This window comes from Clostridium saccharoperbutylacetonicum N1-4(HMT) (assembly GCF_000340885.1).
Classification (GTDB): Bacteria; Bacillota; Clostridia; order Clostridiales; family Clostridiaceae; genus Clostridium; species Clostridium saccharoperbutylacetonicum.
The window spans coordinates 1,935,080-1,948,230 of the sequence record NC_020291.1; the positions used below are offsets into that span (position 1 = coordinate 1,935,080).

The 13,151-nt window shown below is 29.5% G+C and carries 11 protein-coding genes; 9 read left to right on the plus strand and 2 right to left on the minus strand.

Translation table 11 applies throughout. The annotated features are described in order from the left end of the window. Positions 1–106 precede the first annotated feature (106 nt). The 4 genes from CSPA_RS08570 to gtfA all read left to right on the plus strand — a co-directional run bounded on the left by CSPA_RS08570 (position 107) and on the right by gtfA (position 4,172). The gene (locus CSPA_RS08570; protein WP_015391844.1) at positions 107–892 is read left to right on the plus strand and encodes a MurR/RpiR family transcriptional regulator; all 786 of its coding nucleotides are present in this window, start codon (positions 107–109) and stop codon (positions 890–892) included. A gap of 59 nt (positions 893–951) precedes the next feature. Further along, positions 952–1,446 (plus strand): PTS sugar transporter subunit IIA, encoded by a 495-nt coding sequence (locus tag CSPA_RS08575; RefSeq protein ID WP_015391845.1) that lies wholly within the window; start codon positions 952–954, stop codon positions 1,444–1,446. Positions 1,447–1,732: 286 nt separating this feature from the next. Continuing rightward, complete coding sequence (locus tag CSPA_RS08580) at positions 1,733–2,689, plus strand: carbohydrate kinase family protein (RefSeq protein WP_015391846.1); 957 nt, start codon at positions 1,733–1,735, stop codon at positions 2,687–2,689. 13 nt (positions 2,690–2,702) lie between these two features. Then, on the plus strand, positions 2,703–4,172 hold the full coding sequence (gtfA, locus tag CSPA_RS08585; protein ID WP_015391847.1) for a sucrose phosphorylase: 1,470 nt from the start codon (positions 2,703–2,705) through the stop codon (positions 4,170–4,172). A gap of 224 nt (positions 4,173–4,396) precedes the next feature. On the opposite strand, the gene CSPA_RS08590 is transcribed toward gtfA, so the two are convergent. Then, positions 4,397–6,412 carry an oxidoreductase gene (locus CSPA_RS08590; protein WP_015391848.1) on the minus strand — a complete coding sequence of 672 codons (2,016 nt, stop codon included), beginning with the start codon at positions 6,410–6,412 and terminating at the stop codon, positions 4,397–4,399. Between the two features lie 194 nt (positions 6,413–6,606). Between CSPA_RS08590 and CSPA_RS08595 the strand changes: the two genes are divergently transcribed. Beyond that, positions 6,607–7,230, plus strand: a complete 624-nt coding sequence (locus CSPA_RS08595; RefSeq protein ID WP_015391849.1) for a TetR/AcrR family transcriptional regulator C-terminal domain-containing protein — start codon at positions 6,607–6,609, stop codon at positions 7,228–7,230. Between the two features lie 224 nt (positions 7,231–7,454). Here CSPA_RS08595 and CSPA_RS08600 read toward each other — a convergent pair whose 3' ends face one another. Beyond that, entirely contained in the window at positions 7,455–9,368 is a 1,914-nt protein-coding gene (locus tag CSPA_RS08600; protein WP_015391850.1) for a BglG family transcription antiterminator, read from the minus strand. A gap of 222 nt (positions 9,369–9,590) precedes the next feature. On the opposite strand from CSPA_RS08600, the gene CSPA_RS08605 reads away from it, so the two are divergent. From CSPA_RS08605 to CSPA_RS08620, 4 genes are all read left to right on the plus strand, one after another. Beyond that, positions 9,591–9,899, plus strand: a complete 309-nt coding sequence (locus CSPA_RS08605) for a PTS sugar transporter subunit IIB (protein ID WP_015391851.1) — start codon at positions 9,591–9,593, stop codon at positions 9,897–9,899. A gap of 29 nt (positions 9,900–9,928) precedes the next feature. Beyond that, positions 9,929–11,182 (plus strand): PTS sugar transporter subunit IIC, encoded by a 1,254-nt coding sequence (locus tag CSPA_RS08610; protein ID WP_015391852.1) that lies wholly within the window; start codon positions 9,929–9,931, stop codon positions 11,180–11,182. 38 nt (positions 11,183–11,220) lie between these two features. Next, a complete protein-coding gene (locus CSPA_RS08615; protein WP_015391853.1) occupies positions 11,221–11,556 on the plus strand; it encodes a PTS sugar transporter subunit IIA in 336 nt (111 codons plus the stop codon). Between the two features lie 61 nt (positions 11,557–11,617). Next, positions 11,618–13,060, plus strand: coding sequence for a glycoside hydrolase family 1 protein (locus CSPA_RS08620; RefSeq protein WP_015391854.1), 1,443 nt, complete (start codon positions 11,618–11,620; stop codon positions 13,058–13,060). Positions 13,061–13,151 lie beyond the last annotated feature (91 nt).

Consider the following 13,151-nt stretch of genomic DNA (forward strand, 5'->3'; position numbering starts at 1 on the left):
TATTAGTTAATGCAAAATATACAAAATGTGCCTTTTGTATTTAAGATACTAATTTGTTATCTACAAATATATTTTGATATAATGTAGATAACAAGGAGGTATCACTATGAAATTAGAAGAGTTGATAAATAAAAATTATAGTAAGTTGAATGAAAATGATATATATATATTAAAATATGTTTTAAAAAGTAAAATTCAATGCTGCAATTTAGGCATTAATGAATTGGCAAAACGTTGCAATGTATCTAAAACTACTATATTACGATGTATAAAGAAGTTGGAATTTGAAGGTTATAGCGAATTTAAAGTACATCTAAAATTGGAAGAAAGTAATGTTTACAGTGAAAGTGAAGAAGATAATAATATTGAAAAACTAATTACAGATATAAATCAAACTATTAATTATTTTAAGAATAGGGATTTTACAAAAATATGTAAGTTAATTTACGAGGCTGAAAAAGTTTTTGTTTATGGAACAGGTGCACCACAGAGAGTAGTTGCTCAAGCTTTAAAACAAACTTTTTTTGCAGTAAATAAGTATTTATATGTTATTGAAGGAGAAGGAGAATTTGAAGGACTAACAGATAAGGTAGGTGAAAAGGATCTAATTATCATTATATCATTATCTGGAAATACAGCTTCCTTGGAGAAATATACAAATAAGCTTTCTTTAAAAGGCATTGAATATGTTTCTATCACTAAACTTATAAATAATAAGCTTTCAACAAAAACTCCATATAATTTATATGCAACTACATCAGAATTTAGGTTAGATAGTGGTAACAGCTATGAAACATTTACAATATTTTATATTTTAATTGAAGTATTGTTTAGACATTATGTTAAGTATGAAAAAGAACAGAAGGTTAAAACTTTAAAAATTGAAGAGTAATAATTTGCAGTAACTAGAAAAAATAGTTTTGAAAATAATCAAGAGATAGAGAAATAGTTATGTTTAAAAATATTTTAAAAAGGAAACCCAAAACTGTTGAAATTTTTTCACCTTTAAATGGGAAAGTTATTGATATTTCAGATGTGCCTGATCCAGTGTTTTCAGAGAAAATGATGGGGGATGGATTTGCTATCATTCCAAGTGACGGAAAGCTAGTATCACCAGTAAAAGGAACTATAATACAAGTATTTCCTACTAAACATGCTATATGTATTGAAGCAATAGATGGATTAGAAATCATAATCCATATAGGTTTGGATACTGTTGAACTTAATGGGTCAGGTTTTGATGTAAAAGTAAAAGTTAATGATAGTGTTGATGTTGGAGATTTATTAGTGAATATTGATATTGATTTTTTGAAGATAAACAATAAAGATACAGTAACCCCAGTAGTTATTTCTAACTATGCGGATAAAGTGAAAAGTATGACATTGGAAAAGAATTCAAAAGATGTTAAGTGTAAAGAACTAGTATTAAAATGTAATTTAATTTAAGTAAAAATATTAGAATTTAAATCCTAATTCTTAATTTAGGAGATGGAGAATAAAGACTATTGGAAGAGTTACAAAAGAAAAGAGTGATATGTAGCATTGTTATAAACAGTAAATGAATTTATGATGTTTTAACAGATTGTTATATTAACGATACGCACAAATAGAAACGCTTCAAAATTTTTCTATTGTGTATATTGATACTACAAGCAATAATATCAATAAGTAAACGTTTGCTAAGAAATTTCCCTAGTTAAAGGCTATATTAAAGTTCAATGGAGGATAAAAAATGATATATTTTAATGAAGTATTAGATTTACAAGAAAAGAAATTTGATATATTTACCATTGGTGAATTACTAATAGATATGATCTCCAATGATTATAGTGATAACTTTCAGTGCAATAATTACACAAAATATTTTGGTGGCTCTCCTGCTAATATTGCAATGAATGCAAAAAAATTAGGCGCAGAATCTGTGATTGCTTCTTCTGTAGGAAAGGATGGACTTGGTGATTTTTTAATACAACATTTAGAAAATAATCATATAGATACAAGTTATATTAGTAGAGTCGATTTTCCTACAAGTATGGTTCTTGTAACTAAGAGTAAAACAACTCCTGTACCTATATTTTATAGAGGAGCAGATTATAATTTACCATTTGATTCAAAGCTAAAATCAGTATTAAATAATACTAAAATTGTACATTTTTCTTGTTGGCCTATTTCTCAAAAGAATTCTAGAGAGACTATAGAAAAGGTAATTGTAGAAGCAAGAAAGAATAAGGTACTTATAGGATTTGACCCTAACTATCATGAAATGATATGGGAACATGGGCATGATGGAATAAAGTATATAAAAGATTTAATAAGTAAAGTAGATATAATAAAGCCTTCAGAGATTGATGCAGAGAGAATTTTTGGATCAGATATTCCTGAAAATCAAGTAAAGAAATTTATTGATTTAGGTGTAAAACTTGTAATTATGACCCTTGGGAAGGATGGTGCTATAGTTTCTAATGGATTAGAGACTATCAGATTCGAGACTTTAGCTAAAGAGGTAGTTGATACAACTGGAGCTGGAGATGCTTTTTGGTCAGGTTTTTATACTTCAATAATTAAAGGATATTCTATAAGAGAAGCATTAAATCTTGGATTTGCAGTAAGTGCGTATAAACTTAAATACGTAGGTGCTGTTGTTAACTTACCAACTATTGAAGAACTAAAAAGTACTTGTAGCATATAAGGAGGTTTTTAAAATGGCGGTTAAAAATAAAGTACAGCTTATAACTTACCCCGATTCTCTTGGAGGCGACTTAAAAACACTTAATAATGTACTTTTAAAATACTTCTCTGATATATTTGAAGGTGGAATACATATACTCCCTCCATTTCCCTCATCTGGAGATAGAGGTTTTGCTCCATTAACCTATTTAGAAATTGAGCCAAGCTTTGGTACCTGGGAGGATATAAAAGCTATAGGAGAAAACTTTGATATTTTAGTAGATTTAATGGTTAATCACATTTCTAAGAAGTCTAAATATTTTCAGGATTTTATTAAAAAAGGACGAAATTCAGAATATGCAGACTTGTTTATAACCTTAGACAAAATTTGGGAAGATGGAAAACCAAAACAAGAAGATATTGAAAAAATGTTTTTACGTAGAAAATTACCATATTCAACTTTTACTGTGGAAGAGACTGGTGAAGAAGAGAAGGTATGGACTACATTTGGTAAGACAGATCCTTCTGAACAAATTGATTTATATATAAAATCTCAAAAAGCAAAAGATCTTCTTAAAGAATTTTTTATGAACTTTAAGAAGCAAAATGTTAAAATAGTAAGATTAGATGCAGTGGGGTATGTTATTAAAAAACTTGGAACAAGCTGCTTCTTTGTAGAGCCAGAAATATATGACTTCCTTGATTGGATTAAAGAACTGGCAGATTCATTGGAAATTGAATTGCTGCCTGAAGTTCATTCACACTATTCAATTCAATATAAACTAGCAGATCACGGATTTTGGATATACGATTTTATTTTACCTTATACTATTTTAGATACGTTAATAAATAAGTCTAGTGAGAAACTTTGTGAGTACCTTAAAGTACGTCCTAAAAAACAGTTTACAATGCTTGACTGTCATGATGGAATTCCAGTTAAGCCAGATATGGATGATCTTATAGATACCAAGGAGGCAAGAAAATTAGTTGATGTATGTGTAGAAAGAGGTTCAAATCTTAGCCTCATTTTATCAGAGGAACACAAGGCTGAGGATGGTTTTGATGTACATCAAATAAGATGTTCTTACTATTCAGTACTTAATTGTGATGATGATGCATACTTAGCAGCTAGAGCAATTCAATTTTTTACACCTGGAATACCACAAGTATATTATGTAGGAGCATTAGCAGGAGAAAATGACACTGAAAATGTAAAGAAAACCGGTGAAGGTCGTGAAATCAATCGTCATAATTTTAGTATTGAGGAAATTGAACAGTCCCTTAAAAAAGATGTAGTTCAAAGACTTTTAAAGCTAATAAAATTCAGAAATGAGTATGATGCTTTTAATGGAGAATTTAAGGTTTTAGATTGTGCTAAAGATGAAATTAAACTTATTTGGGAAAAGGACTCTAAATTTTGTGAATTATTTATAGATATTAAAACCAATGAGAGTGTTATAAACTATATTGATGAAGTGGGTAATTTGGCTAAATATAAGATATAAATTAACTAAAGAAAAGGATATAACCTTAGGAGTAAATAAATTACATAGTAAAATTCAAGCAGACCGTACTGGTAAGCATTTATTTAAATTAAAGAAAACAGCATAAATATATTTTATGCAAGCAAAAAGAAGCTATCGCTAACGAATTTTAATCCGCTAATGCGATAGCCCCTTTCTAAATTTACCAAGTTTTCTAGGGTGTTTTCAGGAAAAGTTAAAATGAGTTATAATATTGACATTGAAGTCATATATCCATCTCTAACTGAATCTCCAAGCTTGCCTGGTTTTGCACTATCGCCTATAACATATACCTTTCTTTCCTTGCAAGCTTTCTTTAAATTTTCAACTACTTCAAGATTTGATTTCATTCCCATAGAAAAAATTACGGTATCAGCTTCAATAAATGATTCTTGTCCATCTTTTGAAACAAGAATACCATTCTTCTTAAATTCAAGGCATTTAGCTCCAAGAACTTGTTTAATAGATCTTTTATCCATTTCATCTAAAAGCGCATTTCTATAATATCCAAAAGTTTCATAAGCCATCATTGTATTCATCTCAACAACAGTAACATCTCTACCTTCATTTGCAAGATGAAGTCCTACTTCACAGCCAACAAGACCACCACCTACAAGTACAACTTTTTTGCCAATTCTATTTATAGAATCATATGCTTCAAGAGCATTCATAGCAGTTTCAATTCCAGGAATTTTTGGTACAAGCGGATGAGCTCCAACTGCAATAATTACTGCATCTGGATTTATATTATTTATAAGCTTTTCATCTGCAGCTGTATTCATAATAACTTGAATATCTGCATCATTTTCAACTTCTCTAATTAATAGATTTTTGAAATTCCTTAAATCAACTTTGTCTTCATCTTTATCTGTAAAATTAATAATTCCACCTAATTTATTCGACTTTTCAACAAGGGTTACTTTATGTCCTCTTTCCTTAGCGGTCAAGGCAGCCTGAAGGCCTCCTACACCTCCACCTATGATTAATACATTCTTGCTTTTTTCTGGAACAGGCATACGATCTGGATAATGTCCAAAACCTGAATTAGGATTAATAGCACATCTTCCCATAGAGGCTGGTGAATAAATTTTGAAAGCTTCTTCCTTAGGTATCTTTTCCCATAGTGGAATATCTGTCTTATGCTCACAGAACCCTGGATAACATTGGAAGCATCTTACACATCTTCTTATCTTATGAGCTTCACCATTTTTTGCTTTATTAGCAAATTCAGGATCTGAAAAGCCTTGTCTGCCAAGCTCAATAAAATCTGCCTTTCCTGATGAAATAATATCTTCAGCTAGTTCAGGACTATTAATACCACCAATTACAGCTACTAATGATTTATTTACAGCTCTTTTTATTTTTGCTGCATGCTCAACATTAACACCATGTTCATTAAAGAAATCTGAGAAGGTATTGGTTTGATTACCGGCCCATTTTAAGCCATTTGATACATGGATTATATCAACCTTTCCATCAATTAGTTTACAAAATTCAACTGTATCATCTATTGTAAGACCGCCATCAACACCATCTTCTGCACTTATTCTAAGCTCAATTATCATTTCATCTCCTATGGCTTCACGAACTGCATCAAGAATCATCATTGGGAAACGAGCACGATTTTCCATACTGCCGCCAAATTCATCAGTACGGTGATTTGTCCATGGAGAAAGGAATTGCTGCATATTGAAACCATGTCCGCCATGAACTAATACACCATCAAAACCACAGGCTTTAGCAAAACGTGAAATTCGTGCAAAATCATCACATACCTTCTTCATCATTGAAAGGTCCATTTCTTTAACTTCAATACCATCTTCTCTTACATATCCATCAGGGCCCCAAGGCTGATAAGGAGGTTTTGCTTCAGACCGTGAACCTTCATGGCAGAATTCCAAATATGCAATAGCACCATGTTTCTTAATTCTTGTAGCAAATTCTTTAATGTCTTCAAAATCTGATCCTTCATATTTATTAAAATCTACTGGACGTTCTAAAAATAAGCATGAAGCTTCTTCAGCATTAACAGAAATCTCTCCTGTTGATACAGCTGCTGAACCACCTTTGGCTCTATTTTCAACCATTCTATATACATTTTCCTTTATTTCAGGCAGAAATAGCACAGAATGTGCAAATAAGGTAGGGGCATTTATAATCCTATTCTTATAAGTATAGTTACGCACCTTAATTGGATTAAATAAATTTGGAAAATTACTCATATAAATTACACTCTCCTTTGTTAAATTACTCCATTATTGTTTATGATAACGTTTTATATTATTATGATAGCATAGCTGTTTTTTTTAACAATCATCAAAGGGATTGTTAATTATTGCTTAAGCAACATTTTGTATATAAAATGTTTATTAAATTTTTAAATGCATCCAAATATTAAAAAACAAGGAGTAGAAATATGAGGGAAAAAGATTTAAGAGTGATTAAAACAAAACAAAGCATCTATAATGCATTGCTTGAATGTATGAATAAATACCCAATGAAGAAAATTACAGTACACAAAATAACAGAACATGCTCAAATTAATCGATCAACTTTCTATAAGTATTATGTAGATAAATTTGATTTAATTGATAGTTATATTAAAGAAGTTCTCGATAATTTTGTGAAAAATATAAATGCTGATTTTATTAAGGCCTCTAACAATGAGATTTATGATTCGATATATCATGATTATTTTAAAAATATCTTGAAGTTTTTTAGTGATAACAGTGAAGCGTACAAAATTTTGTGGAATGCTAATATAGAACAAGATATTTTCATTGAAATGCTTAATATTCTTCAAGAAAATATAATTAATATTATTTATACCGATGGAACCTTTAATAAATCAAAAAATAACTATGCTAAATTATATTCTCATCTTTTTGCATCTAATTGTATGACCACTATTAGATGGTGGCTTGAAAGTGCTCCTGAAATGTCTATTGATGATGTCGGAGTACTTATGAAAAGTAACATGGAAAATGGCTTCTTCCAAACGTATAGATTAATAATTGATGATAAGTTACTAAGTAAATAGACACATTAATTATGATTTAAGATAAGCGCTGTAACAGCCTGTTTAAAGTGAAATTTTAGTTTAGATATATCATGGAAACATTTGCTCATACCAGCAGAAAGCTTCTTTTCTTGGCTTAATAGAGTGTGTTAAAACCTCTCATCTAATTACTTTGTAAAAGTATATTAAATGAGAGGTTTATTTATATGATTATATTTGTTAAATAACCAATAATTTTTTGCCTTTTATATACATTCAACTAACATATTTATAAATTCTTCAAATGAATTACATCGAATCAATTTATCTAAATTAATTTCATCAGATAAAATGTTTGTTAATGCATCAAACATATCGTTAAATACCTTTCTTTCGCTTTTATTTATAGTTAATAAAAAAATAATGCTTACTTGCTGATTTCCCCAGTTTAAAGGTTTTTTATTTACAAGTGTAAACATACCTGTTTTTATGGCATTCATATGCATAGAATGTGGGATGGCTATACCATTAAAGGCTGTAGAGGACATAGCTTCACGTTCAAATACTTCTTGTTTAAAATCAGGCTTTATATAGCCTTTTTTCTGCATTTCATCGCACATAAATTCAATTGCTTGATTTTCATTTTCAAAATATTTATCTTTAAAAAATAAGGATTCATTAAAAATTGAATGTAAATTCTCTAAAAATTCTGATTTTTGTTTATTTTTCTTTACTTCCTCAATTTTGTTAGCTATAAGTTTGCGATCTTTTTCTGTCAAAAAGGTATTTACAATAATAAAGGGGAAGGATTTAAAATTAACAAATTTAATTGTAGAAATAACAAAATCAACTTGTAGATCTTCTAATTCTTTTTCCTTTGTAACGATATTTTTAACTAATAGAGAATCACCAAAAGCTGAAGCTATGCTTTCTGCCAATTTTATATCTAAATCATAATGCTTAGGAAAAAGAATTGCACAAGTAATTTTAGTATGCATATTTTTTTGATTAACTAAATTAGCGCCAATATGCAAAGCTATATAAGCAATTTCATCTTCATTAATTTCACAATTTGTGTAATTTTTAATTTTGTATGAAATAGTAACAGCACAATCATAAATTAATGGACAATTACTTTTAATAGAGTCAGTTAAGGGATTTTTACTAAAGTTTCTACTTTTAATTCGAGTAAGTAGATTTTTTATATGTAGAGCAAAGCGTACTAAAAATTCGGGTTCATTAAAATCAATATAATATTGAGTGTTAATTTCTTTAATTAAATCGTTTACTATATTCATGCATTCTTTTCCAACAAATTGTTCCAAATTAATTTTATTGACATCTTTATAATCCACATTAGTTGCATTACTGATAATTAGCAAGGTTAATTCATAAATTTCATTTTCATTATAATTAATATCAAAAACATCTTGAAGCTTTTTTACTATCTCTTGCGCTATTCCATATTCATGGTTTTTAATTAATAATTCTTTACTTGCTTCTGTATAATCATAAATGTTATTATTTTTAATTCTATCAATAGTAATAGTAATATGTAAAACTAAATTCATTAAAGAATATCCATTAATAAAATAATGATATTTCTTAAATGCATTTACAATTATTGATTCAATTTCTTCAATGTCATAGTCCACAAAGGCAGCTTGTATTGTATTAATATCTAATGGATTTTCATTAAGCTTTTCATATAAAATTGAGTTCATAATTTTTCGTTTATTCTTTTCTAATCCATCTAAAGAAATATTATTCCCCTTAATATATAAAGTTAAATCAAATTTATAACATTTTTTCTTAACCTTATTTAAATCTCCTTTTAATGTAGCTTCACTGATATAAATTTCTTGACTAAGATCATATATGTCAATGATTTTCTCAGTATTATTAATTAGCTTTATAATAATATAATCGATTCGTTCTTCAGGGGTTTGAGGAATCAAAGAATCTGACATTTTTAAAAACCTTTGAACTTCAGGCTTATTTACTTTATATCCATTTCTTGATGAAATAATTAAGTTATTATTGACTTTTTTTATTTCTGAAATATAATTCTTTACACTCCTCAAAGAAACATTCAATTTTAATGATAATTGTAAAGCTGTGGTCCAATCGTCTTGATTTTGTAAATAACTTAATAATTTCAATGATTTTGAATTAACCATACAATCCCTCTATCTTAATTTATTTTGTTAGCTTTAAATATACTACATTTTATAGTTAAAACTTAAAACAGTCAAATAATTATTTGCACCATAGATAGGCAATAAATACCTGCACCTTTAGGGTGTATTTATTTAGTTGAAAGGCTTTCTATTTTAGGCAATAATATAGACATAAGCTAACCTTAAACGTTATCAATTGAACTTCGAAAGGGGAATTATAATATGAAAAAATTAAATGTTTTATTAGTTTGCGGTTCTGGTGCAAGCAGCGGATTTATGGCTGCAAATATGAGAAAGGCAGCAAAAGAAAAAGAAATAGACATCACTATAACTGCAAGAAGTGAGGCCGAAATTGATAATTATGTAGATGAAATTGATGCACTAATGATTGGACCACATTTGGCTTATTTACTTGACGAAATTGATGAAATTTTAGATGGGACTCAAGTAAAAGCAATTTTAATGAAACCAGAATATTATTCTACACTTGATGGTAACAAAGCTTTAGATCATCTATTATCAGAAATTTAATATTTAATAAACAAAGGAGGATAAAAATCATGAATAATTTAATTAACTGGCTTCAAAATAGCTTTTCACCAAAGATGAATAAAATTAATAATAATGTGTGGGTTGTTTCAATAAAAGATTCTATAATGCAGACACTTCCATTTATTTTCTTAGGTTCAGTATTTTGCTTGTTAGCTATCTTAAACGACTATTTTCCCAATTTACCTAGCTTTTGGACACCATTTGGATGGACGATGGGAAAAATCTCTCTATTTGTTGCTTTCTTAATTCCATTCAACTTGATGGAAAAGAAACGTCTACGTAAACAACGTCTTATTGCTGGTATGAGTAGCTTGATATTGTTTCTAATAGTAGTTACTCCTCAAGTTGAATTTGATAAGGTAATAGGTTTTGGACACACTTCTTTAGGTGCAGGTGGAATGTTTATAGCAATATTCTGCGGAATTTTTACTGGATATGTCATGAGCCTATTTGGAAAATTTTCTTTCTTTAAAGAAGATTCTGTAATTCCTGATTTTGTAAGATCATGGTTTGACGCAATGTTGCCTATAGCAATTATTATATGTACAGGCTGGATTGTTGTATTAATTATGAAAGTTGATTTATATAATGCTGTACTTTCAATCTTTATGCCATTATCTACATTTATCCAATCACCATTTGGATTCATTATAGTAATGTTTATTTATTGTTTCCTATATTCTATGGGGATTTCAAGTTGGGTATTAACACCAGTAACTTCACCAGTATTTTTAGCAGCTATAACTGCTAACATTGCAATGGCGCAAGCTGGGACAGCTACTGCTGCTAACTTAAATTTAGCTACAAGCAGTACAATTTATTCAGCATACCTATGGGTTGGCGGTATAGGATGTACCTTACCTCTAGTAATAATGTTAATACGTTCTAAAGCAAAGAAATTAAGTGCATTAGGAAAAGCTTGTCTTGTACCAAGTATTTTCAATATAAATGAACCAGTAGTATTTGGAACTATAGCTTGGAATCCATACTTAATGATTCCAATGTGGATTCAAGGAATTGTACTTCCTATAGTAACTTATATATTTACTAAAGTAATTCCATTTGCACCAATTCCAACTTTACAATTTGAAATGTGGTATTGTCCATTCCCAATTTCAACATGGATTACAACCGGTTCAATTAGCGGTATCCTATTACTAGTTGTAAATATTGTTATTTCGGCTACTATATGGTATCCGTTCTTTAAAGCTTATGAAGCACAAGAAATAAAAGCATTAAATGAACAAGAAGCTGCTAATTAGAGCACAATAAATAATAAATGCAAGAGGAGAAAACACATATGGATGATAATAAATTACAAGCAGCTATGGAAATAATTTTAAATGCAGGTGATGCTCGTGTAAAGTGTAAAGAAGCTTTAGATGCAATTGCAGCTTATGATTTTAAGCTTGGAAATGAAAAGCTTAAAGAGGCTCAAGTAAAAATTAGTGCTGCACATAAAGTACAAACTGATGCTATTCAAGGAGAAAGTGCAGGAGAAGCTAGCAGCTATTCAATATTATTTACCCATGCACAAGATACATTAATGACAATTAATAGTGAAATCATTATTGCAAAACAAATGATTAAAATCTTTGAAAGCTATGAAAAAAGAATTGCTGCATTAGAAAAATAATAATAACGTGTCTTCAAGAATTAACGCTTGGAGACACTTTTTAAAAAGGAGGAACAATATTATGAACAGAGTACCAAGTGGTTTTCCAAAAGATTTTTTATGGGGCGGCGCTGTTGCAGCGAATCAATTAGAAGGTGCATATGATTTAGATGGAAAAGGTTTATGCATTGCTGATATTAACGAATTTCATGACGATATAGCATTAGATAAAAAATATAATGGTGAAGTAACTTCTACATATATAAAAGAAGCTGTAAATAGCACCAAGAAAATATTTCCTAAAAGATGGGGTATAGACTTTTATCATACTTATAAAGAAGATTTGAAATTATTGGCAGAACTTGGGTTAAAAACCTTTCGTACATCAATAAACTGGGCACGAATATACCCAAATGGTGATGAGAGTACACCAAATGAGGCAGGATTAAAGTTTTATGATAATCTTATAGATGAAATTATTAAAAATGGTATGGAGCCAATGATTACAATATCTCATTATGAAATGCCATTAAACTTAACAACTGCTTATAAAGGCTGGTATTCAAGAGAGACCATTGGATTCTTTGTAAATTACTGTAAAGCTCTTTTTGACCGATTTAAAGGCAAAGTTAAGTATTGGATTATAGTTAATCAAATTAATCTTATTATTCACGAGTCCTTCAATCATTTAGGAATAGCAGAAGATATGGTAGATGATATGCTAAGTGCTAAATATCAAGGTGTTCACAATGAAATGGTAGCATGCGCTCTAGCAACAAAATATGCGCATGAAGTAGATCCAAATTATCAAATAGGCATGATGCTATGTGGCGGTCCTGCTTATGCTGCAACCTGCAAGCCTGAAGATGTATTTGCTACATTAAGAATAAATCAAATGGAATATTTCTTCTCAGATGTTTTATTACGCGGCTACTACCCTGGTTATGCATTTAGATATTTTGACGATAACAATATTCATATAGAATTTGGTGAAGATGATGAAGAAGCTCTAAAAAATACTGCTGATTTTATGTCTTTCTCTTATTACTATACTCGTATTTGTGATGCTGAAAGTGTTAAAGAAAAGCAAGGTACTTACAGGAATCCTGAATTATCTGCCAACCCATGGGGGTGGAGTATTGATCCAATCGGACTTCGCACATTTTTAAATTTATTTTATGATCGTTACCAATGTCCAATTTATATTACAGAAAATGGTGTTGGATATCATGATGTTTTAGAAGCAGATGGCTCAATTCATGATCCATACCGAATTGAATTCTTTAAAGCACATATTGAACAAATGAAAGAAGCAATTAAGGATGGAGTTGATTTACGTGGATATTATGCATGGGGACCAATTGATATAGTTAGCTGCTCCTCGAGTGAAATGAGTAAACGATATGGCTTTATATATGTTGACATTGATGATTACGGAAAAGGTAGCAGAAAACGTTATTTAAAAGATAGTTATACATGGATGAAAAAAGTTATAGAAACCAATGGTGAAGATTTAAATATATAAAAATCATACCAAAAATGTAGAAAAAATCTATCAAAATTAAAAAATAATTTTGATAGATTTTTTTCTATGCTCCATTGGCAGCATTTCAAAT